A 23138-nucleotide genomic window follows, 5' to 3' on the forward strand; every position below is an offset into this window, starting at 1 on the left:
TCCGAGCGGACGGCCGATCGACGAACCCGGGCGCGGGCGGGGAGGGTGGCCACGCGGCGGGCGCCGGTGGGGGCGGGGCGTGGAAGAATCGCGGAAGGTCCCACAGCCCGTCCGGCCAACCCGGCGCGGCGTCGGCGCCGGTCGTCCGGCCGGTGCCCGTGGGTCCGGTTTCGCCACCGCTGCCGAGATCGCCAGGAGCCTTGATGGACGCCGTGTTCTCCGTACCCGAGCCGCGCAACGAGCCGGTACGCAACTACGAGCCGGGCAGCACCGACCGGGAACGGCTCCAGCGGCGGCTCACCGAGCTGGCCGCCGAGCGGATCGACCTGCCGATGACCATCGCCGGCGAGCAGCGGATGGCCGGCGGCGAGTCGATCGACGTGGTGCAGCCGCACAGGCACGCGCACGTGCTCGGCGTCACCGCGCACGCCACCCACGACGACGCCCGCGCCGCGGTGAAGGCCGCCAAGGACGCCGCCCCGATGTGGCGGGCCCTGCCGTTCGAGGAGCGCGCGGCGATCTTCCTGCGCGCCGCCGAGCTGCTCGCCGGCCCCTGGCGGGACACGCTGAACGCGGCCACCATGCTCGGCCAGTCGAAGACCGCGATCCAGGCCGAGATCGACGCGGCCTGCGAGTTCATCGACTTCCTCCGGTTCAACGTGCACTTCGCGCGGGAGCTGCTCGAGGCGCAGCCGATGTCGTCGCCGGGGGTGTGGAACCGTTTCGACCACCGCCCGCTGGAGGGCTTCGTCTACGCGGTCACCCCGTTCAACTTCACCGCCATCGCCGGCAACCTGCCCTCGGCGCCGGCCCTGCTGGGCAACACCGTGGTCTGGAAGCCGGGCCCCACCCAGCAGTTCGCGGCGCACTTCACCATGCGGCTGTTCGAGGCGGCCGGTCTTCCCCCGGGCGTGATCAACATGGTCACCGGGCGCGGCGAGGAGGTCTCCGACGTCGTGCTCGCCGACCCGGACCTGGCCGGCATCCACTTCACCGGCTCCACGAAGGTCTTCCAGCACCTGTGGCGGACCGTCGGCGAGAACATCTCCCGCTACCGGGGCTACCCCCGGCTGGTCGGCGAGACCGGCGGCAAGGACTTCGTCGTCGCGCACACCAGCGCCGACGTCGACGCCCTGCACACCGCCCTGATCCGTGGCGCCTTCGAGTACCAGGGCCAGAAGTGCTCGGCGGCCTCCCGGGCGTACGTGCCGCGCTCGCTGTGGGAGGGTGGGCTGCGCGACCGGCTGGCCGCCACCACGGAGTCCCTCACCTACGGCGACGTCACCGACCTCAGCCACTTCGGCGGCGCGGTGATCGACGCCAGGGCGTTCGACCGGCACACGGCCGCGCTGGAGCTGATCGCCGGCGACGACGCCTGCCGGGTCCTCGCCGGCGGCACCGCCGACGACTCGGTGGGCTGGTTCGTCCGGCCGACGCTCTTCGAGTGCACCGACGGGGCGCACGAGACGTTCACCACCGAGTACTTCGGGCCGATCCTCGGCGTGCACGTCTTCGACGACGGCCGCTTCGACGACGTGGTCACCCAGGCCGAGTCGGTCGCGCCGTACGCCCTGACCGGGTCGATCTTCGCGACGGACCGCCGGGTGGTCGACGCGGTGGCCGAGAAGATGCGGTACGCCGCCGGCAACTTCTACATCAACGACAAGCCGACCGGCGCGGTGGTCGGACAGCAGCCCTTCGGCGGCGCCCGGGCCAGCGGCACCAACGACAAGGCCGGCTCCTGGCACAACCTCGTCCGGTGGATGTCGCCCCGGACGATCAAGGAGACCTTCGTCGCGCCGACCGACCACACGTACCCCCACATGGGCTGAGGTGTGTGGAAGGGACCCTTCCGGACGCCTCGGGCGTGGGGAAAGGGTCCCTTCCTCGCCGACGGGCGGGGGTGGAGCGGCGGCGGTACGGTGGCCGCTGTGACCCACCCCACCCCCGCGCAGGATCCCCACTTCGGCGAGCAGGGTGGCCTGCTCACCTACACCGAATACCTCCGGCTGGCCGACCTGCTGGCCGCCCAGGTGCCGGAGTCCGATCCCGCCTCCCACGACGAACTGCTGTTCATCACCATCCACCAGGTCTACGAGCTGTGGTTCAAGCTGCTGCTCGCCGAGCTGACCGACGCCCGGGACCGGATGCTGGCCGGCGAGACCTACCTCCCCCGGGTGCGGCTGGAGCGCTGCCACGTGGTGGAGCGGGTGCTGATCGGCCAGGTCGACGTGATCGACACGATGACCCCGCAGGACTTCCTGGCCTTCCGCACCAAGCTCGCCCCGGCCTCGGGCTTCCAGTCGGCCCAGTTCCGGGAGATCGAGTTCCTCTCCGGCCTCAAGGACCCGGGCTACCTGCGCCGCTTCCGGGGGCTGCCCGACGCCGAGCGGGAGCGCCTGGAACGGCGGCTGGCCGAGCCGAGCCTCTGGGACGGCTTCCTGGCCGTGCTCGGCAAGGCCGGCTTCGACGTCGCCGAGGAGGAGTCGCGCTTCGCGGCGTACGCCACGATCGCCGGCGACCGGGAGCGGTTCGGGCCGCTGTGGGACCTCGCGGAGGCGCTGGTGGCCCACGACCAGGCGTGCTCGCTGTGGCGGGCCCGGCACGTGCTGATGGCCGAGCGGCAGATCGGCACGAAGCCCGGCACCGGAGGCTCGGCCGGCGGGGCGTACCTGCGCTCCCGGGTGGAGACCCGGTTCTACCCGGAACTGTGGGAGCTGCGTAGCCGACTGTGACCGTCCGGCGCCTCCCCGGCGCACTGTCTCGCGCCGACAGTGCACATAGGAACCCGACCGGGTGGTGAAAATGGCAAATCCTGGACGCCGCGTCGGCAAAGTGGCAGCGTAAGGGGCATGGCGGATTCGGGAGTCAACCCCACGGCGGCGGCCCTGCTCGGGCTGCTCCACGAGGGCCCCATGACAGGCGGCCAGTTGATGGCCGCCGCTGAGCGCCGGCTGGCGCCGTACTGGTCGATGACGCGCAGTCAGGTCTACCGGGAACTGCCGGTGCTGGCCGAGCGGGGCCTGGTCCGGATGGGCAAGCCCGGCCCGCGCTCCAGCCAACCGTACGCGCTCACAGCGGCCGGAAAACGGACATTCTCCCGCTGGCTGGCGGAGGAACCGGGGCGGGACACCATCCGTAACCCGATCGCCCTGCGCATCGCCTTCGGCGAGCTGCACTCGGCCAGCCAGCTCAAGAACCTCCAGGCCGCCGCCAACGACTACCACACCGAGGCCCTGGCCAAGGTCCGGGAGCAGGTCAAGAACGCCAAGAAGGAAGGCGACACGTACGACGCCAGCGCGCTGGAGTTCGCCGTCGCCTACCACAAGGCCGCCCTCTCCTGGCTGAAGAGCGCCCCGGTCGGCTGACGCCGGCACCGCTCGGCTGACGCCGGCACCGTTCGGCTCGTGACTGTGGGCTGGCAGGGTCGCTCCTCGCACGAGCGGCATCTTTTCGGCTCGTGACTGCGGGGCTCGCAAGCTCACTCCTCGCACGAGCAGTACCCTTGTCTGTCGTGACCGCTGCCGATTACGCCGAACAGCTCAAGGACCTCGACGCCACCCTGCGCAACATCGAGGCGGTGCTCGACATCGACCGGCTGCGCGCGGACAAGGACCGCCTGGAGCAGGAGGCCTCCGCGCCCGACCTGTGGGACGACCAGGCGAAGGCCCAGCAGGTGACCTCCCAGTTGTCGTACGTCAACGGCGAGATCAACAAGCTCGGCAGCCTCCGCTCCCAGCTCGACGACGCCAAGGTGCTGCTGGAGCTGGCCGAGGCGGAGTCCGACCCGGGGGTGCTCGCCGAGGTCGAGACGGAGATCGCCGGGCTGAGCAAGGCCATCGAGGAGATGGAGGTCCGCACCCTGCTCTCCGGCGAGTACGACTCCCGGGAGGCGCTCGTCGCCATCCGGGCCGGCGCCGGGGGCGTGGACGCGGCGGACTTCGCCGAGATGCTGCTGCGGATGTACCTGCGCTGGGCGGAGCGGCACGGCTACCCGACGGAGGTCTACGAGACCTCCTACGCCGAGGAGGCGGGCCTCAAGTCGGCCACCTTCACGGTCAAGGTGCCCTACGCGTACGGCACGCTCAGCGTCGAGTCCGGTACCCACCGGCTCGTCCGGATCAGCCCCTTCGACAACCAGGGCCGCCGCCAGACCAGCTTCGCCGGCGTCGAGGTGCTGCCGGTCGTGGAGCAGACCGACAGCATCGAGATTCCCGAGAACGAGATGCGGGTCGACGTCTACCGCTCCTCCGGCCCGGGCGGGCAGAGCGTCAACACCACCGACTCGGCCGTGCGGATCACGCACATCCCGACCGGCATCGTGGTCACCTGCCAGAACGAGAAGTCCCAGTTGCAGAACAAGGCGTCCGCGCTGCGGGTGCTCCAGGCGCGACTGCTGGAGCGCAAGCGCCAGGAGGAGCAGGCCAAGCTTCAGGGCCTGAAGACGGACGCGGCCGGCTCGTGGGGCGACCAGATGCGCTCGTACGTCCTGCACCCGTATCAGATGGTGAAGGATCTCCGGACGGAGCAGGAGACGGGCAACCCGACGGCGGTCTTCGACGGGGATCTGGACAAGTTCCTCGAGGCGGGCATCCGGTGGCGTAAGCAGCAGCAGTTGGCCGGCGACGCTGCGTGATCGACCGTGGGCGGAGCGCGTCATCGATCTTCCCGGTACGCCCGAATTGGATGACGCGACGCGCAACGGCGGGGCGCGGGGCTTGGCTCCTCGGTTACACCGCGTAGACTCACCACCCGTGATTCAGCTTGAGCAAGTGACGAAGACGTACCCGAAGGCGTCCCGGCCTTCGCTCGACAACGTGTCCGTCTCGATCGAGAAGGGCGAGTTCGTCTTCTTCATCGGTCCATCCGGCTCCGGCAAGTCCACCATCATCAAGTTGCTGCTGCACGAGGTCTCGCCCAACAAGGGTCGGGTCGTCGTCAACAGCAAGGACGTCACGTCGATGCGCTCCTGGAAGCGACCCCACTTCCGGCGTTCCATCGGCTGCGTGTTCCAGGACTTCCGGCTGCTGCCGAACCGCACCGCGTACGAGAACGTGGCGTTCGCCCTCGAGGTGATCGGCAAGACCAAGGCGGTCGCCCGCCGGGTCGTGCCGGAGGTTCTGGAGCTGGTGGGGCTCGGTGGCAAGGAGCACCGCTACCCGCACGAGCTCTCCGGTGGTGAGCAGCAGCGGGTCGCCGTCGCCCGGGCGTTCGTGAACCGTCCGCTGATCCTGCTCGCGGACGAGCCGACCGGAAACCTGGACCCGGACACCTCGATCGAGATCATGCGCCTGCTGGACCGGATCAACCGCACCGGCACGACCGTCGTGATGGTCACGCACGACTCCAACATCGTGAACCAGATGCGTCGTCGGGTCATCGAGATCGAGAGCGGCCGCATCGTGCGCGACCAGGCCCGCGGCGTCTACGGCTGAGCCGACGCCACCCCTGCGCAGCCTGACGACGAACACTTCATGCCGGAGACCCGGAGGAAAACCCGATGCGCATGAAATACGTCCTGTCCGAGGTACTGGTCGGACTGTGGCGCAACGTGACAATGACCATCGCGATGATCATCACGATGGCGGTGTCGCTCACCATGCTCGGCGCCAGCGGTCTGATGTACCGCCAGGTCGACGACATGAAAGACCTGTACTACAAGAACATCCAGGTCTCCATCTTCCTCGACCAGGAGGTGAGCCCCGAGCAGCGTGACGCGCTGGCCGCCAAGCTGGAGGGCGACCCGCTGGTCAAGGAGAGCATCTTCGTCAACAAGGACGAGGCGTACAAGCGCTTCCAGGAGATGTTCCAGGACGCCCCGGACCTGCTCAGCGCAGTGAAGGCGGACAGCCTGCCCGAGTCGTTCCGGCTCACGCTGAACAACCCGGAGCAGTACAAGAGCATCTACGACCAGTACAAGGACACGGAGGGCGTCGACGAGATCGTCGACCAGAGCCGGCTGCTGGACAAGATCTTCGACATCCTCACGTCGATCCAGAACATCGCCCTGGCCGCCGCGGTCGTGATGGCCATCGCCGCGCTGCTCCTGGTCGCCAACACGATCCAGGTGGCGGCGTACAGCAAGCGGCGTGAGGTCGCGGTCATGAAGCTGGTCGGCGCGTCGAACTGGTTCATCCAGGCGCCGTTCGTGCTGGAGGCCGTGGTCGCCGGCCTGATCGGCTCGCTGCTCGGCCTGGTGGCCCTGGTCGCCGCCAAGTACCTGCTGTTCGACGGGTCGCTCCAGGCGCTGCAGGGTCTGCTCTCCCCGGTGAGCTGGGGCGACATCCTGTTCATGTTCCCGCTGATGGCCGGCGTCGGCGGCCTGGTCAGCGCGGTCACCGCCTGGGTCACGCTCCGCTTCTACCTGCGGGTCTGACGCCGTACGGCTCGACGGGGCCCTTCCGCGCCGGAATAAACGGCGCGGGAGGGTCCTTGTCGTTCGGGTAGCATGATCTCCGCCCCGCGGCCGGTCACGTCCGGCGCGGATCACCGCAGAGGGGGTGGCGCCGATGCCACGGGAAAAGGGACGCAAGGTCGTCGCCTCCAACAAGAAGGCCCGGCACGACTACTCGATCCTCGACACCTACGAGGCGGGCATGGCGTTGACCGGCACCGAGGTCAAGTCGCTGCGGGCCGGGCGCGCGTCGCTGGTCGACGCGTTCGCGCAGGAGCGCAACGGCGAGCTCTACCTGCACGGGATGCACATCCCGGAGTACACGCAGGGCACGTGGACCAATCACGAGCCCCGGCGGACCCGCAAGCTGCTGCTCAAGCGGCTGGAGATCGACCGGCTGATCGGCAAGACCCGCGAGGGCGGCCTGACCATGGTGCCGTTGCAGGTCTACTTCTCCGACGGCTGGGCGAAGGTGGAGATCGCCCTGGCGAAGGGCAAGAAGTCGTACGACAAGCGGCAGGACCTCGCCAAGCGGGACGCGGACCGGGAGATCGCCCGGGCCGCCGGCCGGCGCGGTAAGGGCATGGATGACTGAGGTGTCCGTCCTGTCCGGTTCGGCGCGCCCGCCGGGGGCTCGGGATGAAACCCGTTGCGGCAGGCGTTACGCTTGTCAGTGCCGCCACATCGGCGGCCTGTCGAGGGGGTGACTGGTTTCGACTTCGTACGCAGCGACAGGGGAAGCGAGCCGAGGAAGCCGACGTCGTCTCGAGAATCGGTCGTCGGAAACCAATAAGCGCCAAGAACAATCGCGCTGACTTCGCTCTCGCCGCCTGAGGCGAGTAGTGAGTCTGTCGGCCTGGGAGCGCCTTCGACCCAGTTAGCCGGCATCAGCTAGAAGGCTGGCCAACCGGACCCGGTCGCGGGGTCCGTGCGGCGAGATTAATCAGCGACTGGGCCCGTCACACCGACTCGCTCGCGTGATCGGAGGGGCCGAGTAGAGGCACAGCGAGCTGCGCTCGGAGAAGCCCTGACAAACCGGCGAAGGACCCGGGTTCGATTCCCGGCACCTCCACCACCAGACGATGCGCCCCGGTCCACCGGACCGGGGCGCATCGCCGTATCCGGCAGCCGCTCGTCCCGCCCGACGGGCTGCCCGACCGGCCAACCGTGGCGGGACGGCCCCGCCGCCCCGCACGGTCAGCGGCCGTGGCCGTTGTGGCAGTTGGGACGGCCGTGTCCGCTGGGACGGATGAGGCGGCCGGCCCTCTGGACAGGGCCGAGGCGCTGGGGCCACCATCGCTGTACGCGGTCAGACGCGAACGCGGGAGGTGCCCATGGTCACCGGTCCGATCCAGCAGCCGCCCACCCTCGCCGGGAACACCCGGCCGCCCGACCCACGCCGGCCAACTGATCCGCGCCGGCCGGCCGCCACCCCGCTCGGGGACCTGCACCCGCTCGCCCGGGCCCTGGCCGCCGCGCCGGCCGAACCACGCTGGCGGGAACACCTCCTCGGCGGGCTGGGCAACGTGCGGCGGGGCTTCGCGGAGCACGTCCGGGTCACCGGGGGGCCCACCGGCCTCTACGCGGAACTGATCGGCCAGGCGCCCCGGCTGGCAGGGGCGGTGCGCCTGCTGGACCGCGAACACGTCGCCATCACCACCGCGCTGAGCGCCTTCCAGCAGGCGGCGGAGGCACCGGACGCCCCGGTCGGCGACCTGCTCGACCGGGCCGTGCACCTGCTGCGGGCGCTCGACGGGCACCGGCAGCGCGGCGCGGACCTGCTCTGGGCGGCGTACGAGACGGATCTCGGCGGGGAGACCTGATCCGCGGGAACCGGCGTGGGCGTACCGGCGTCAAACCGACATGCGCCGTACCGCCGCCCTGCTGGGCCTTCCGCTTCTGATGATCGTCGCCGGGTGCGCGCCGGCCGGCTCCGACCCCGCCGTCGACGCGCCCGGCACCGACCCGCGCCAGGACGCCTTCGTCCAGCGCGCCACCGAGGTGGCCGACGCGTGGCGACCGCCTCCCGCGTGGAAGTCCGGCTACGTGCCGTTGCAGGACCCGACGGTGCTCGTCGGCGACCCCCGGTTCACCGGGGAGACCAAGATCGCCTTCAGCAACGGTTGGTACCGCGACCAGATCGAGCTGCCGACCGCGAAGCCCGCCGACGGCACCATCCGGTTCCCGGACGGCACGTTGACCGTCCCGCTGGTTCCCGCGGCAACCGCCTACGGGCAGCTCGACCAGGGCGACCCGCCGCCGTGCGACGGCCGCCCGAAGGCGCCCACCGAGCCGAAGCTCCCCGGGGGCGGACCGACCATCGAGCCAGGACCCGACGGTCCGGTGAGCAGCAACGCGCAGACCGCCTGCGTACCGCTCACCGTCACAGCCGTGAAGCTGGGCACCGCGCCGGTGCGCACCAGCCGGGGCGAGGCGCAGGTGCCGGCGTGGCTGTTCACCGTCGAGGAACTCGCCGTGCCCGTGGCCCGGCTGGCCGTGGCGCCGCAGGCCGTCACCGCCCCGCCCGAGCCGGCCCCGCCGGCCGACCCGGCCCCCAAGGGCCTGGTCAGCGCGCAGGACGTCCAGTCCGTCGACGGCACCGAGCTGACCTGGCGGCTCGGCGTGGGCAGCTGCGACACCGGGATCACGCCGTTGGTGCAGGAGCGCGACAACGTCGTGGTGGTGGGCGGCAGCGTGATCACCGCCACCGGTGTCTGCAACGCGATGCTGAAGCTCGAACCGGTCACCGCCAGGCTGAAGGCGCCGCTGGGCGACCGGCCGGTCCTCGACGCGCTCACCGGAGCGCCACTGCGGCTCGCATCGAGCTGACGGGAGCGTGCCGCCCGGCGCGGCGGCTCACAGCAGCGGGGGCACCTCGGTGCTGACCGGCACCGGCAGCACCGTCGGGCCGTCGGCGGCCAGCCCGGCGGTCAGGGCCGCGCCGAACTGCTCCGGCGTCTGCGCGACGCCGGTCGCACAGCCGTAGCCACGGGCGATGGCGGTGATGTCCAGTCCGGGCAGGTCCAGCCCGGGGACCCCCGGGGTGTCCTTGAAGTCGGCGAAGGACTTCAGGATGGCGTACTGCTGGTTGACCGGCACCACGACGACCAAAGGCAGGCGCAGCCGCGCGGCGGTCCAGAGCGCCTGCACGGAGTAGTGGAACGAGCCGTCCCCGACGACCGCCAGCACCGGGCGTCCCCGGCCGGTGTCGCGCTGCGCGAGCGCGACGCCGACCGCCGCCGGCAGGCCGTACCCGAGGCCGCCGCTGGCCATCGTGAGGTATGAACCCGGGCGGGTGCTGCGCAGCCGGCGACGCAGCGCCGGGAGGGTCGACGGCGACTCCTGGACCAGGATGCCGTCGGCGGGCCAGTGCGCGGCCAGGGCAGCGAAGAGGGCGTCCGGGGCCAGCGGCAGCCCGTCCGGTGGCGGGGGCGGGTCGGGGCGTGCCGGCGGCGCCGGTCGGCCCGACGGCGGGAGCAGGTCGATCAGGGCGGTCAGGGCCAGCCCGGCGTCGCCGAGCAGGCTGTCGCCCACGGGGGCCCGGGCCGCCTCGTCCGGGTCGTCGGTCACGTGCAGCAGGCGCGTCCCGGCGGGCAGGTGGTCGCCCGGCACGTGCGGGTAGTAGCGGAACACCGGCGCCCCCACCACCAGCACGGTGTCGTGCCCGTCCAGCGCCGCCGACAGCGGTCCGATCGCGAAGGGGAGCACCCCCCGGTAGTGCGGGTGGTCCTCGGGGAAGACGGCCCGCTCCGGGGCGGGGGCCGACCAGACCGGCGCGGCGAGCCGCTCCGCCAGCGCCACGGCGGCGGGCCAGCCGTCGGCCCGGTCCACGGCCGCGCCGAGCACCAGTACGGGCGCCCGGCTGGCGGCCAGCACGTCGGCGAACTCGCCCAGCCGGCGCGGGTCGGGCGCGAACCGGGTGGCCACCGTCCGCACCTGCGGCGGCGGGTCGGCCCGCTGCGCCCAGTCGTCGAGCGGCAGCGACAGGAAGACCGGCCCGGCGGGTGGCTGCACGGCCGTCGCGTACGCCCGCATGAGCGCCGCCGGGACGTCCTGCGCCCGGACGGGCTCGTGGCTCCACTTCACGTACGGCTGGGGCAGTTCGGCGGCCCGTCGGCTGGTCAGCCGGGGCTCGGCCAGCAGCATCTCCCGGGTCTGCTGGCCGGCGGTGACGATCAGCGGGGTCCGGTTGTGCCAGGCGGTGACCAGGTTGCCCATGCCGTTGCCCGTGCCGGGGGCGGTGTGCAGGTTGACGTGGGCGGGACGGCCGGTGGCCTGCGCGTAGCCGTCCGCCATGCCGACCGCCGACGCCTCGTGCAGGGCGAGCACGTACCGGAAGTCGTCCGGGAAGTCCCGCAGGAACGGCTCCTCGGTGGAGCCCGGGTTGCCGAAGACGGTCGTCAGGCCGAGGGCACGGAGCAGGTCGTAGGTGGTGTCGCGGACCGTAGCCATCGCCTCTGAATCTATCCGGATGGCTCACGCATCTCGGGCTTTTCGCCGCTGCACCTGGTGTGCGGAAGGGGCCCTTCCCACACAAAGAACGCCCTAGGGGAGGGAGAAGGGGAGAGTGATGCCGTCCAGTGCGCGTCCGCAGGCGCAGTTCCGCTCCGCCGGCAGCGCGGCGACGGCCGCCAGCAGCAGACCCCGCAGCCGGTCGAGGTTCTCCCCGAAGACCCGGAACACCTCCTCGTGCGTGACCGCCTCGCCGCCCTCCACGCCCGCGTCCAGGTCGGTCACCAGCGCGATCGAGGAGTAGCAGAGGGCCAGCTCGCGGGCCAGCACCGCCTCCGGGTGGCCCGTCATGTTGACCACGGTGCCGCCGATCGAGGCGTACCACCGCGACTCGGCCCGGGTGGAGAAGCGCGGGCCCTCGACCACCACCACCGTCCCGCCGTCCACCGCCGGCACGTCCCGGCCGGCCGCGGCGGCGAGCAGCGTACGCCGGCCCTCGGGGCAGTACGGGTCGGCGAAGGAGACGTGCACGGCGCCCCGGTCGTAGTAGGTCTGCGCCCGCCCGCTGGTGCGGTCGATGAGCTGGTCGGGCACCACGAACGTGCCCGGCCCGAGCTCCGGCCGCAGGCCGCCCACGGCACAGGGGGCGAGCACCTGCCGTACGCCGAGGGAGCGCAGCGCCCAGAGATTGGCCCGGTAGGGGATCAGGTGCGGCGGGTACCGGTGGTCGCGGCCGTGGCGGGGCAGGAACGCCACCCGCCGGCCCGCCAACTCCGCGATGGTGACGGCGTCGGACGGCGGCCCGTACGGCGTTTCCACCTCGTGCTCGGTCGCGCCGTCGAGCAGCGCGTAGAGCCCTGAACCACCGATCACCGCGAGTTCCGCCGTGGGACCCATCGGCCCTCCCTCGTGTCCGTCGATCAACCGACCGTCAGACCTTAGCCACCGCCCCGGAGGCAGGCTAAGGTGCCAGGCATGGCGTTCACTGCGCGGATGACACCGGTGCCCCCGGGCGTCCCGGTCCGGTCGGTCTGACGGGTGTCCGGCATGCAGGGAGAGGGGCAGGCGATCGGCGGGCGGGCGACGGGGTCGATGACCGGGCGGCTGCTGGTCGCGACGCCGGCGCTGAAGGACCCGAACTTCGACCGTACGGTGGTGCTGCTGGTGGCGCACGAGCCCGGCGGCGCCCTCGGCGTGGTGCTCAACCGGGCCACCGAGGTGCCGGTCGCCGACGTGCTCGGCGACTGGAGCGACCTGGCCCGCGACCCGGCGGTGCTGTTCGAGGGCGGCCCCGTGCAGCCCGACTCGGCGATCTGCCTGGCCCGGATGCGCCATCCGGTGCGGCGGCTCAGGGGGTTCCACCAGGTCTCCGGGGCGGTCGGCACCCTCGACCTCTCCGTCGACCCGGGGCCGCTGCGGGAGGGCATCACCGGCATCAGGGTCTTCGCCGGCTACTCCGGCTGGGGCACGGGACAGTTGGAGCAGGAGGTCGAGGACGGCTCCTGGTTCGTGCTGGACGCGCTGCCGGGTGACGCCTTCGTCGACCGGCCGGACGACCTGTGGCCGATGGTGCTGCGCCGCCAGGGCGGCATGATGGCGGCCGTCGCGCACTTCCCGCCGGACGTGGCGCTCAACTGAGCCGCACACGGGTGGGGCCCCGCGAGATGACCATGCGGCGGGCGCTGTGTATAGTTCTCTCGTGCCCGGGTGACCGGGACAAAGCAAGGGGCCGTGGCGCAGCTGGTAGCGCACCACACTGGCAGTGTGGGGGTCAGGGGTTCGAGTCCCCTCGGCTCCACCCTTGTTTTGCAGGTCAGCGGCTTGGTCGAGAGTGATCCGACCAGGCCGCTGATGTGTTTCGGGCTCGTCCGTCCCATCGCTTCGCCCGCCTGCTTCGTGCGCGGCCCAGCGGCTGGGCGCCCACCGGCGGCGTGGTCGCCGGCGAATGTGGCGTGATGCCCCCGGCACACGCCACCCGATGGCGGCGAACGCCTGCTCATCGGGGTTACACCCGGCACGGACTGCTGGCATGATCGGGCACATGCCGCAGGTGATCGACTCGTCCCCCACGGACCAGGTGACCCGTGGCCACGAGGCGACCCTGCCGCCGACCTGATGGCTTCCCCTTGAGTAGGGGGGTGGCGTCGGACGGGATGACGTAGTCGGCCTTGTCCCGCTGGAGGCGCACGAAGTGGGCGGCGCAGGTTTGCCGAGTGCCCCCTGCCGCCGGTCGGCGACGGCCTCCCGGAAATAGGGGGCCTGTCGCACAAATGAGGCGTTGCCGCACACCGGGCCTTCTGCCACGATCGCCGCACTGGAGGCCCCTTCCCGTTCGGTGGTGGGGCTCAATCCCGTGCGGCCAGCGAAGGAGCCGATGGTGGACCACCCCCACGCGTTGACAGCCGAGCAGTCGGAGCAGTTCCGGCGCGACGGGCACCTGATCCTGCGGGGCGTGCTCCCCACCGCGACGCTGGACGCGCTGCACGGCTCGTTCAGCCGCGTCGTCGACCACCTCGCCCGGCAGTGGCAGCAGCGGGGAGTGATCACCGAGACCTTCGCCGACCTGCCGTACGACCAGCGCTACCTGCGCCTGATCGAGTCCAGCCAGGTCCGCGTACCGGCCGCCTGGCGGCGGATCCTGGTGGGACGGCCGGTGTACGACCTGTGGCGCACTCCCGAACTGCTCGGCCCGGTGCGCAGCCTGATCGGCGACGAGGTCTACGCGCACGGCGTCTGGAACGCCCGGCCGCGCGACCCCCACGGGCGCACCCAGCAGGTCGCCTGGCATCAGGACGCCTACTACTACAAGGGTTGGGACGCCTCGGTCGGGCCGCTGCTGTCGGTGTGGATCCCGCTGGTGCCCGTCGACGAGGACACCGCCTGCCTCCAGTTCGTCACCGGCTCGCACACCCGGGGCTGGATTCCCCGCGACCGCCTGCCCAACGGCGAGTACGGCACGTCGGACGAGGCCGTCGGGGACGGCCCCGTCAGCACGGCCCGGATGGAGCCCGGCGACGTGGTGATCTTCACGGACACCACGCTGCACCGCTCGACGCCCAACGTGTCGGACCGCATCCGGTGGAACATCGACATCCGGTTCGCCCCGGCGGTCGACGAGGTGATCGGGAACTCGCCGCGCGGCTACCGCTGCTTCAGCGCCGCCGACCCGGCACAGGTCGAGTCGTTCGAGACCTGGGCCGGCCGGTACCGGTACGAGCCGGAGGACCTGCTGACGGAGCTGACGAACTTCGAGGAGGGCTACGACCTCGACGCGCTCAGGGCGTTCTCCCGGGCGTCGCCGTACGCCGACATCTACTGAGGACGCCGCGGCGAGGTAGGTCACGGTGACCGAGCCCATCCCCGCCGATCGCGGGTGTCCGCGGCGAACAGGCCTGCCGCAGCGGGCACCGGGGTAGTTTCGGGGCCATGCGTTTCGTCCCGCTCGACACCCCCAAGCCCCTGTCCAAGATCGGCCTCGGCACCTGGCAGTTCGGATCGAAGGAGTGGGGCTACGGCCCCGAGTACGAGCGTCGGGCCGCCGACATCGTCCGCCGCGCCGTCGACCTCGGGATCACCGTCTTCGACACCGCCGAGCTGTACGGCTTCGGGCGCAGCGAGCGGATCCTCGGCGAGGCGCTCGGCGACGACCGGCAGAAGGTCGTGCTCGCCACCAAGATCTTCCCGATCCTGCCGGTCGCCCCGGTGGTGCAGCAGCGGGCCGTCGCCTCGGCCGCCCGGCTCGGCGTCACCCACCTCGACCTCTACCAGGTGCACCAGGCCAACCCGCTGGTCGCCGACCACACGACCATGCGGGGCATGCGCGCGTTGCAGGACGTCGGGCTCGTCGGCGAGGTCGGGGTCAGCAACTACGGGCTGCGCCGCTGGCAGGTCGCCGAGGCGGCGCTCGGCCGGCGGGTGCTGAGCAACCAGGTCCGCTACAGCATGGTCGACCGGGGACCCGAGCACGACCTGCTGCCGTACGCGAAGCAGGCCGGACGCGTGGTCATCGCGTACAGCCCGCTCGCCCAGGGCTTCCTGTCGGGCCGGTACGACGCGAAGAACCCGCCGAGCGGGGCGGTGCGCCGGGCCAACCCGTACTTCCTGCCGGAGAACCTGGAACGCGGCGCGACCCTGATCGAGACCCTGCGGCAGGTGGCCGACGCGCACGACGCCACTCCCAGCCAGATCGCCCTGGCCTACCTGCTGCGTCACCCCAACGTGCTGGCCATCCCGGGCGCCTCCGGCGTGGAGCAGGTCGAACGCAACGCGGCGGCAGCCGACATCGACCTGGCCGACGACGAGTACGCCGCGCTGGTCCGCGCGGCGAAGGAGTTCCGCCCCATCACCGGTCTCGCGGCGGCGCCCCGCCTGCTGCGGGCCAGGGCCGGCCGGTGACCCCGGCACCCGCCGAGCGGACCCGAGCAAGACGCCCCTGGCGTCCCCGGCCTCGTGAGCTAGCGTGGTTGGGGTGACTGCGCCTTCCCCGGTTGTCCCGGCCCCACCGGCCGACCTGCCCGGCACGCTCGGCGAGCTGCGGGCGGCCGGCCACGCGTACCGCACGGTCAAGCAGGAACTCCGCGACAACCTCCTGGCCCGGATGCGTTCCGGCGCCGACCGCTTCCCCGGCATCGTCGGCTACGACGACACGGTGCTGCCCGAGGTCGAGCGGGCCCTGCTCGCCGGGCACGACATGGTGCTGCTCGGCGAACGGGGCCAGGGCAAGACCCGACTCATCCGTACCCTGGTCGGCCTGCTCGACGAGTGGACCCCGGTGATCGCCGGCTCGGTGCTCAACGAGCATCCGCTGCACCCGCTCACCCCGGGTTCCCGGGCGCTGGTCGCCGAGGCCGGCGACGCGCTGCCGGTGGCGTGGCTGCACCGCTCGATGCGCTACGGCGAGAAACTGGCGACCCCCGACACCAGCGTCGGTGACCTGATCGGCGACGTCGACCCGATCCGCATCGCCCAGGGGCGCACCCTCGGTGATCCGGAGACCATCCACTTCGGGCTCGTCCCGCGTACGAACCGGGGCATCTTCGCCGTCAACGAGCTGCCCGACCTGGCCGAGCGGATCCAGGTGGCGCTGCTCAACGTGCTGGAGGAGCGCGACATCCAGGTCCGCGGCTACCAGCTGCGGCTGCCGCTGGACCTGTTCCTGGTGGCCAGCGCCAACCCGGAGGACTACACCAACCGGGGCCGGATCATCACCCCGCTGAAGGACCGGTTCGGCGCCGAGGTCCGTACCCACTATCCGCTCGACCTCGACCTGGAGCTGGCCCTGATCCGGCAGGAGACCGACCTGGTCGCCGAGGTGCCGGAGCACGTGCTGGAGGTCCTCGCGCGGTTCGCCCGCGCGGTGCGCGAGTCGCCGTCGGTGGACCCGCGATCCGGGGTCTCCGCCCGGTTCGCCGTCGCCGCCGCCGAGACGGTCGCCGCCGCCGCGCTGCGCCGCTCCGGCCTGCTGGCCGCCGCCGAAACCCCCGAGGGCGTACGCCCCGAGGCGCCGGTGGCGCGGGTGGGGGACGCGGTGTCGGTGACGTCGACCCTGCGCGGCAAGGTCGAGTTCGAGAGCGGCGAGGAGGGGCGGGAGGTCGAGATCCTCGGCCACCTGCTGCGCACCGCGACCGCCGAGACGTTCCGGGCGCGGCTGGCCGGGCTGGACCTGTCCGGGTTCACCGCCCTCGTCGACGAGGACGCGGTGGTCGAGACCGGGGAGCTGGTCGGCTCCGCCGAGCTGCTGCGCCAGGTGGGCACCGTTCCCGGGCTGGCCAAGGCGCTGGACCGGCTGGGGCTGGGCGACGCGCCCACCCCGGAGCAGGCGGCGGCCGGCGTCGAGTTCGTCCTGGAGGGGCTGCATCTGACCCGCCGGCTCGGCAAGGACGTCACCGACTCCGGCCGGACCCGCTACGGCGGCCGGGCCTGAGCATGGCCGGCAACCGGTTCCGGTACGGGCAGTGGCGGGGCGGCCCCGACCCGCTCGCGCCCCCGTACGACGTGCGGGGGGCGGTGGACGCGGTCGGCGCCGAGGTGCTGGCCGGCGGCAGCCTCCGGGAGGCGCTGCGCGGCCTGCTGCGGCACGGGCCCCAGGGGCGCGGCGGCCTCGACGACCTCGCCGCCCGGGCCCGGCGGCTGCGCCGGGAGGCGCTGCGCCGGGGCGACCTGGACGGGGCGGTCACCCGGGCCCGGGCCCTGCTCGACCAGGCGCTCGCCGCCGAGCGGGACGAGCTGCGGGGGCGCGGCGACGACGACGCGCGGTTCGCCGAGGCGGTGCTCGACAACCTGCCCCGCTCGACGGCCCGCGCCGTGCAGGAGCTGGCCGGCTACCGGTGGGCCAGCGACGAGGCCCGCCGGACGTACCAGCGGATCCTCGACGGGCTGCGCGACGACGTGCTCGGCCAGCGTTTCGCCGGGCTGCGCGACGCGGTGCGCGCCTCGGCGGACCCGGCCGCGCAGCGGCGGCTGGCCGAGATGATGCACGACCTGAACGACCTGCTCGCCCGGCACGCCCGGTCGGAGGACACCACGGACGCCTTCGCCGAGTTCATGCGCCGGCACGGCGAGTTCTTCCCGGAGCAGCCGGCCGACGTCGACGAACTGGTCGACGTGCTGGCCCGCCGGTCGGCCGCCGGCGAGCGGCTGATGCGCTCGCTCTCCGACCGCCAGCGCGAGGAACTGGCCGGCCTGATGCGGCAGTCGCTCGGCGACCGGCTCGCCGGGGAGCTGTCCGCGCTGGACGCCAACCTCCGCGCGCTCCGCCCCGACCTGCACCGGGGCCCGGGCGAGCGGGTACGGGGCGAGCGACCGCTCGGCTACGGCGAGGCCGCCGGTGCGCTCGGCGAGATCGCCGAGCTGGACGAGCTGCTGGACCAGCTCGACCAGGACCACCCGGGCGCCACCCTGGACGACGTCGACGTCGACGCGGTGGCCCGGACGCTGGGCCGCGACGCCGCCGACGACGTACGCCGGCTGCGGGAGCTGGAGCGGGAGCTGCGCCGGCAGGGTTGGGTGAGCCGGGACGCCGGCGGGCTGACCCTGAGCCCGAAGGCGCTGCGCCGGCTCGGCGGCACGGCGCTGCGGCGGGTCTTCGCCGACCTGACCGCCGGACCGCGCGGCCAGCACGACCTGCGCGCGGCGGGCGCCGCCGGCGAGGTCAGCGGCGGTTCCCGCCCGTGGGCGTACGGCGACGAGCAGCCCCTCGACGTGGTGCGGACGCTGACCCGGGCGGTCCGCCGCGCCGGCTCCGGCGTGCCGGTGCAGCTGGCCGTCGAGGACTTCGAGGTGGTGGAGACGGAGCGGCGGGCCTCGGCCGCCGTGGTGCTCTGCGTCGACCTCTCCTACTCGATGATCTCGCAGGGCCGGTGGGGCCCGATGAAGCAGACGGCGCTGGCGCTGGCGCACCTGATGGCCACCCGGTTCCCCCAGGACGCGTTGCAGATCGTCGGCTTCGGCCTGGAGGCTACGCCGCTGACCCAGCAGGAGCTGGCCGCCGTCGAGCCCGACCTGCGGCAGGGCACGAACCTCCAGCACGCGCTGCGGCTGGCCGCCCGGCACCTGCGGCGGCACCCGGACGCCGAGCCGGTGGTGCTGGTGGTCACCGACGGGGAGCCGACCGCCCACCTGGACCCGGACGACGGGGAGGCGCTGTTCCACTGGCCGCCGCTGCCGGAGACGATCGAGGCGACCGTACGCGAGGTGGACCGGCTCACCCGTGCCGGTGCCACGCTCAACCTCTTCATGCTCGGCGACGATCCCGGGCTGCGCCGCTTCGTCGACGCCGTGGCCCGCCGCTCGAAGGGTCGGATGTTCACCCCCGACCTGGAGGACCTCGGCGAGTACGTGGTCTCCGACTACCTCCGCGCCCGCCAGCCCCGCCGCCGCTGACCCGCTCGACGAGCCCCGTCCGGGTGAACCGGTCGACGGAACGGCAGGTCGGGCGGCGCGGGCCGGGATTGACTGGGGGCATGGACAGCGGGTCGTTGCGGGGGGCGTACGCGGAGGTGCTGGCGGAGGTCGAGGCGGGTGGGTTCGGGGCGCCGCCGGTCGGGCAGTTGAGCGCCGAGCAGATCGTCGCGCACCTTGCCGCCAACGACGAGTTGATGACGGAGGCGACCGAGGCGGTCCTCGCCGGCTCGCCGTTCGCGTACTACGACCTGGAGACCGTCCACCGTCCCCAGGTGGACGCGCTGGTCGCCGAGTGCGGTGGGCTGGACGGGCTGGCCACCCTGCTGCGGGCCACCAGCCAGAAGCTCTGCGCCCTGACCGACCGGCTCGGCCCGGCGGCCCAGACCCCGGTGGAGACCCACCTGCGCGAGGGCTTCGACCTGGTCGTGGACGAGCCGCTGCCCTGGGCCCGCACCCTCGACCTGCACGCCCGCGTCCACCTGCCGAAGCACCTGGCCCAGTTGCGGATGCTGCGCGCCGGCTGACCGGACGGCACGCCGTGCCGGGCGAGGGTGGGCGTGGTGGCGGCCGCCTACCCTCGCGGCATGGCGCGGTTGCGACAGGCGGTGCTGCGGCGGGTCGACCATGTGTGGGAACTCGGTTGGGCCAACCTGTTCGGGGCGGCGCTGGTCGGTTTCTTCCTCTGGCTGGCCCTGATGCCGCTCGGCGACGGCATCGACCAGTTACGGGCCGAGAGATGGGGCGTCGGGGGGACCGTCAGCCTCTCCCGATGTGCGGTCGACGACTGGGCCAGGGGTGACCCGTGGCGGTGCGAGGGCACGTTCGTCTCCGCCGACGGCACTGTACGGATCGACGGTGTCGCGTACGAGGAGAGCTTCGACGACGATCCCCGGACCGCGGGGGAGCCGGTCGACCACGCCGCCCGGGTGAGCGGGGCGGGCTCGTCGAGCGCGTGGCCGCCGGGGGACGAGTGGCAGGCGGCCCTGATCATCGGGGTCTTCTGCCTCTTCCTGGCGACGGTGGTCCTCGGGGTGTGGACCTCTCCGGACGAGGGCCGGCCGGCCAGGGCCCCGGCTACCCGCCGTCGGCCGCGGTCGGCCAAGCCGCCCGCCCGGCTGCGGATGCGGCGGCGCCGACGGTGAGCCGTCTGCCCCCGACCGGGGACGCGAGGCCCGCGTCCCCGTCGACAGGTGTCAGTCGACGACCCGGACGTCCTTCCAGAAGGCGACCCGGTCGCGGACCGCCTCCGCGTCCGGCTTCGGCTCGGGGTAGTACCAGACCGCGTCGGCGCTGCTCCGGCCGTCGTGCTCCAGCGTGTAGTAGGACGCGGTGCCCTTCCACGGGCAGACGGTGTGCGTGTCGGACTCGCGGATCAGGTCGTCGCGCAGGGCGGCGCGTGGGAAGTAGTGGTTCCCCTCGACCAGCACGGTGTCGTCGCTCTCGGCCACGACCAGGTCGTTCCAGACAGCTTTCGGCATGAGACCCACGCTATGCCGGCCGGCCGGCGGCGGCCAGTCGCCCGGCCGCGTCGCCGACGCGTCGGGGGTACGTCCCACTCCGAAGGCGACTCGGGACGTAAAGTGATCGCATGTGTGCGATCCGTGTGGATCATCATCCGGTCGACCATGACGGAGCGGTGGCCCGGTTGCGCCGGTCGTACGCGGCGGTGCCCGCGGGCGCGCCGGTGCGGCTCGCCAAGCGCACCTCCAACCTGTTCCGCCCCCGGTCCGCCCCGCGCGTGCCGGGCCTGGACGTCAGCGGGCTCACCGGTGTGCTCGCCGTGGACCCGGTCGCCCGAACGGCCGACGTGCAGGGCATGTGCACCTACGAGGACCTGGTCGACGCGACCCTGCCGCACGGGCTGATGCCGCTGGTCGTGCCGCAGTTGCGCACGATCACCCTCGGCGGGGCGGTGACCGGCCTCGGCATCGAGTCGACCTCGTTCCGCAACGGCCTGCCGCACGAGTCGGTGGTCGAGATGGACGTGCTCACCGGGGCCGGCGACCTCGTCACCGCCCGTCCCGAGGGGCGGCACGCCGACCTCTTCGCGGCGTTCCCCAACTCGCTGGGCAGCCTCGGCTACGCCACCCGGCTGCGCATCGAGCTTCAGCCGGTACGCCGCTTCGTGGCCCTGCGCAACGTGCGGTTCACCCGGCTGGAGGCCCTCGCCGACGCGTTCGCCGAGGTCGCCGCGACCCGCTCCTGGGCGGGCGAGGCCGTGGACGCGATGGACGGGGTGATGTTCAGCCCCGGCGAGGCGTACCTCGTGCTGGGCACCTTCACCGACGACGCGCCGCCGCCCAGCGACTACACGGGTCAGGGCATCTACTACCGGTCGCTGCGCCGGCGCACGCACGACGCACTGACCACGTACGACTATCTCTGGCGCTGGGACACCGACTGGTTCTGGTGCTCGGCGGCCTTCGGCGTGCAGCACCCGGTCGTCCGGCGGGTCTGGCCGGCGCGGTGGCGGCGCAGCGACGTCTACCACCGGCTGGTCCGCCTGGAGCACCGGCACGGCGTGGCGGCCCGGATCGACCGCCTGCGTGGCCAGCCGGCGCGCGAGCGGGTGGTGCAGGACGTGGAGATCCCGCTGGAGCGCACGGCGGAGTTCCTGCGCTGGTTCGCCGGGGCCGTCGGGATGACCCCGGTGTGGCTGTGTCCGCTGCGGCTGCGCGAGCCGGCCGGTCCCGGATCGGGTCGGGCGTGGCCGCTCTATCCGCTCCGGGCCGGACAGAACTATGTGAACGTCGGCTTCTGGGGCAGCGTGCCGATCGCGGCAGGCGCCGCCGACGGCGACGTCAACCGCGCGATCGAGCGCATGGTGTCGAAGTTGGGCGGCCACAAGTCGCTCTACTCCGACGCGTACTACGACCGGGAATCCTTCGACCGGCTCTACGGCGGCGCGACGTGGCGCGCGGTGAGGGATCGCTACGACCCGGACCACCGGCTCACCGGACTGTACGAGAAGGCGGTAGCACGAGCATGAGCCTGACCGATCGAGACCAGGGGGCGGCGAGCGCTCCCGCCAGCCCGCCGGCGGGGAGCCGGCGTCCGGGTCCGACCGTGGCGGACGTCGTCCGCGCGTTGACCACCGGGGCCCTCCCGGTGCGGGTCACCGGGTACGACGGCAGTGCGGTGGGCCCGGCCGACGCCGGGATCACCCTGTCGATCCGTTCCGAGCGGGGCCTGACCTACCTGCTCACCGCCCCGGGCGACCTGGGCATGGCCCGGGCGTACGTCGGCGGCGACCTGGCGTTGCAGGGGGTGCACCCGGGCGACCCGTACGAGGCGTTGCGGGTGCTCAAGGACGAGCTGCGGCTGCGTACGCCGTCGCTGGCCGAGGGGCTGGCCCTCGTGCGCGGGCTGGGCTGGGAGCGGCTGATGCCCCCGCCGCCCCCGCCGCAGGAGGCGCAGCCGCGCTGGAAGCGCCTGATGAACGGGCTGCGGCATTCCCGGGTGCGGGACAGCACCGCGATCTCGCACCACTACGACGTCTCGAACGCCTTCTACGAGAAGGTGCTCGGCCCGTCGATGACGTACACCTGCGCGCTCTTCCGCTCGCCCGACGACACGCTGGAGCAGGCGCAGGCCGCCAAGTACGACCTGGTGGCGCAGAAGCTGGCGCTCAAGGCGGGGATGCGGCTGCTCGACGTGGGCTGCGGTTGGGGCGGCATGGTCCGGCACGCGGCCCGCGAGTACGGCGTGCGGGCGCTCGGGGTGACCCTGTCCCGGGCGCAGGCCGAGTGGGCGCGGGCGGCGATCGAACGGGAGGGGTTGACCGGCCTGGCCGAGGTGCGCCACCTCGACTACCGGGACGCGCCACGTGAGCAGTTCGACGCGGTCTCCTCGATCGGGCTGACCGAGCACATCGGGGTGCGCAACTACCCGGCCTACTTCGGGGCGCTGGCCGGCCGGCTACGGCCGGACGGCCGGCTGCTCAACCACTGCATCACGCGGGCCGACAACCGCGCGCCGCACCGGTCGGGCGCGTTCATCGACCGCTACGTCTTCCCCGACGGGGAGTTGGCCGGTCCGGGGCGCCTCATCGGCGAGATCCACGACGTCGGGTTGGAGGTGCAGCACGAGGAGAACCTGCGGCTGCACTACGCGCTGACCCTGGCCGCCTGGTGCCGCAACCTGGTGACCCACTGGGACGCGTGCGTCGCCGAAGTGGGCACGGGCACGGCCCGGGTCTGGGGTCTCTACATGGCCGGCTCCCGGCTGGCCTTCGAGCGCAACGGCATCCAGCTGCACCAGGTGCTGGCCACCCGCAACGGCCCGGAGGGGGCGAGCGGCTACCCGCTGCGCCCCGACTGGCTGGCCTGATCCGCGTCCGACAGCCGCGCCGAGCATCGGCGCGGCTGTCGCGGAAGCCATTGACAAACAA

General features: G+C 72.7%; 21 protein-coding genes, 1 tRNA gene and 1 other RNA gene. 20 read left to right on the forward strand and 3 right to left on the reverse strand.

Going from position 1 to position 23138, the window contains the following annotated elements; translation table 11 throughout:
- Positions 1-203: 203 nt before the first annotated feature.
- The 10 genes from pruA (at position 204) to ACGFIR_RS06295 (ending at position 9223) form a co-directional block, all read left to right on the forward strand.
- On the forward strand, positions 204-1832 hold the full coding sequence (gene pruA / locus ACGFIR_RS06250) for an L-glutamate gamma-semialdehyde dehydrogenase (protein ID WP_392999824.1): 1629 nt from the start codon (positions 204-206) through the stop codon (positions 1830-1832).
- A gap of 99 nt (positions 1833-1931) precedes the next feature.
- Positions 1932-2735: a tryptophan 2,3-dioxygenase gene (locus ACGFIR_RS06255; RefSeq protein ID WP_392999822.1), complete on the forward strand. Its 804-nt coding sequence runs from the start codon at positions 1932-1934 to the stop codon at positions 2733-2735.
- Positions 2736-2852: 117 nt separating this feature from the next.
- Positions 2853-3368 (forward strand): helix-turn-helix transcriptional regulator, encoded by a 516-nt coding sequence (locus tag ACGFIR_RS06260; protein ID WP_392999820.1) that lies wholly within the window; start codon positions 2853-2855, stop codon positions 3366-3368.
- A 146-nt stretch (positions 3369-3514) separates the two neighbouring features.
- Positions 3515-4636 (forward strand): peptide chain release factor 2, encoded by a 1122-nt coding sequence (prfB, locus tag ACGFIR_RS06265; RefSeq protein ID WP_392999818.1) that lies wholly within the window; start codon positions 3515-3517, stop codon positions 4634-4636.
- A 118-nt stretch (positions 4637-4754) separates the two neighbouring features.
- Positions 4755-5435: a cell division ATP-binding protein FtsE gene (ftsE, locus tag ACGFIR_RS06270; protein ID WP_089001878.1), complete on the forward strand. Its 681-nt coding sequence runs from the start codon at positions 4755-4757 to the stop codon at positions 5433-5435.
- A gap of 65 nt (positions 5436-5500) precedes the next feature.
- The gene (ftsX, locus tag ACGFIR_RS06275) at positions 5501-6376 is read left to right on the forward strand and encodes a permease-like cell division protein FtsX (RefSeq protein WP_393143441.1); all 876 of its coding nucleotides are present in this window, start codon (positions 5501-5503) and stop codon (positions 6374-6376) included.
- Between the two features lie 133 nt (positions 6377-6509).
- A complete protein-coding gene (gene smpB, locus ACGFIR_RS06280) occupies positions 6510-6989 on the forward strand; it encodes an SsrA-binding protein SmpB (protein WP_357455108.1) in 480 nt (159 codons plus the stop codon).
- Positions 6990-7093: 104 nt separating this feature from the next.
- Positions 7094-7469, forward strand: a transfer-messenger RNA (tmRNA) gene (gene ssrA / locus ACGFIR_RS06285).
- A gap of 259 nt (positions 7470-7728) precedes the next feature.
- A complete protein-coding gene (locus ACGFIR_RS06290) occupies positions 7729-8217 on the forward strand; it encodes a hypothetical protein (RefSeq protein ID WP_392999814.1) in 489 nt (162 codons plus the stop codon).
- A gap of 40 nt (positions 8218-8257) precedes the next feature.
- Positions 8258-9223 carry a hypothetical protein gene (locus ACGFIR_RS06295; RefSeq protein ID WP_393143443.1) on the forward strand — a complete coding sequence of 322 codons (966 nt, stop codon included), beginning with the start codon at positions 8258-8260 and terminating at the stop codon, positions 9221-9223.
- A 27-nt stretch (positions 9224-9250) separates the two neighbouring features.
- Here the strand turns inward: ACGFIR_RS06295 and mdlC are convergent, their stop codons facing one another.
- On the reverse strand, positions 9251-10846 hold the full coding sequence (gene mdlC, locus ACGFIR_RS06300) for a benzoylformate decarboxylase (protein WP_392999810.1): 1596 nt from the start codon (positions 10844-10846) through the stop codon (positions 9251-9253).
- Positions 10847-10939: 93 nt separating this feature from the next.
- On the reverse strand, positions 10940-11743 hold the full coding sequence (locus ACGFIR_RS06305) for an S-methyl-5'-thioadenosine phosphorylase (protein WP_392999808.1): 804 nt from the start codon (positions 11741-11743) through the stop codon (positions 10940-10942).
- A gap of 150 nt (positions 11744-11893) precedes the next feature.
- Here ACGFIR_RS06305 and ACGFIR_RS06310 point away from each other — a divergent pair, with 150 nt between their 5' ends.
- From ACGFIR_RS06310 to ACGFIR_RS06345, 8 genes are all read left to right on the forward strand, one after another.
- On the forward strand, positions 11894-12484 hold the full coding sequence (locus tag ACGFIR_RS06310; protein ID WP_392999806.1) for a YqgE/AlgH family protein: 591 nt from the start codon (positions 11894-11896) through the stop codon (positions 12482-12484).
- Positions 12485-12571: 87 nt separating this feature from the next.
- Positions 12572-12644 (forward strand) — tRNA-Ala (locus ACGFIR_RS06315).
- A gap of 579 nt (positions 12645-13223) precedes the next feature.
- Positions 13224-14165 (forward strand): phytanoyl-CoA dioxygenase family protein, encoded by a 942-nt coding sequence (locus ACGFIR_RS06320; protein ID WP_392999804.1) that lies wholly within the window; start codon positions 13224-13226, stop codon positions 14163-14165.
- A gap of 107 nt (positions 14166-14272) precedes the next feature.
- Positions 14273-15241, forward strand: coding sequence for an aldo/keto reductase (locus ACGFIR_RS06325; protein ID WP_392999802.1), 969 nt, complete (start codon positions 14273-14275; stop codon positions 15239-15241).
- Positions 15242-15314: 73 nt separating this feature from the next.
- Positions 15315-16769: a magnesium chelatase gene (locus ACGFIR_RS06330; protein WP_393143445.1), complete on the forward strand. Its 1455-nt coding sequence runs from the start codon at positions 15315-15317 to the stop codon at positions 16767-16769.
- Positions 16770-16771: 2 nt separating this feature from the next.
- Complete coding sequence (locus tag ACGFIR_RS06335) at positions 16772-18727, forward strand: VWA domain-containing protein (protein WP_393143447.1); 1956 nt, start codon at positions 16772-16774, stop codon at positions 18725-18727.
- 80 nt (positions 18728-18807) lie between these two features.
- A complete protein-coding gene (locus tag ACGFIR_RS06340) occupies positions 18808-19272 on the forward strand; it encodes a hypothetical protein (RefSeq protein WP_393143449.1) in 465 nt (154 codons plus the stop codon).
- A 60-nt stretch (positions 19273-19332) separates the two neighbouring features.
- A complete protein-coding gene (locus tag ACGFIR_RS06345; protein ID WP_393143451.1) occupies positions 19333-19890 on the forward strand; it encodes a hypothetical protein in 558 nt (185 codons plus the stop codon).
- Positions 19891-19941: 51 nt separating this feature from the next.
- Here the strand turns inward: ACGFIR_RS06345 and ACGFIR_RS06350 are convergent, their stop codons facing one another.
- Positions 19942-20226 (reverse strand): DUF427 domain-containing protein, encoded by a 285-nt coding sequence (locus ACGFIR_RS06350; RefSeq protein ID WP_392999792.1) that lies wholly within the window; start codon positions 20224-20226, stop codon positions 19942-19944.
- 110 nt (positions 20227-20336) lie between these two features.
- Between ACGFIR_RS06350 and ACGFIR_RS06355 the strand changes: the two genes are divergently transcribed.
- Together ACGFIR_RS06355 and ACGFIR_RS06360 are read left to right on the forward strand one after the other, a co-directional pair.
- Positions 20337-21737, forward strand: coding sequence for an FAD-binding oxidoreductase (locus tag ACGFIR_RS06355; RefSeq protein ID WP_392999790.1), 1401 nt, complete (start codon positions 20337-20339; stop codon positions 21735-21737).
- The gene (locus tag ACGFIR_RS06360; RefSeq protein ID WP_392999788.1) at positions 21734-23077 is read left to right on the forward strand and encodes a class I SAM-dependent methyltransferase; all 1344 of its coding nucleotides are present in this window, start codon (positions 21734-21736) and stop codon (positions 23075-23077) included. Before ACGFIR_RS06355 ends, ACGFIR_RS06360 begins: the two co-directional genes overlap by 4 nt.
- Positions 23078-23138 lie beyond the last annotated feature (61 nt).

It is taken from the genome of Micromonospora sp. NPDC049051, assembly GCF_043197575.1.
GTDB lineage: Bacteria > Actinomycetota > Actinomycetes > Mycobacteriales > Micromonosporaceae > Micromonospora.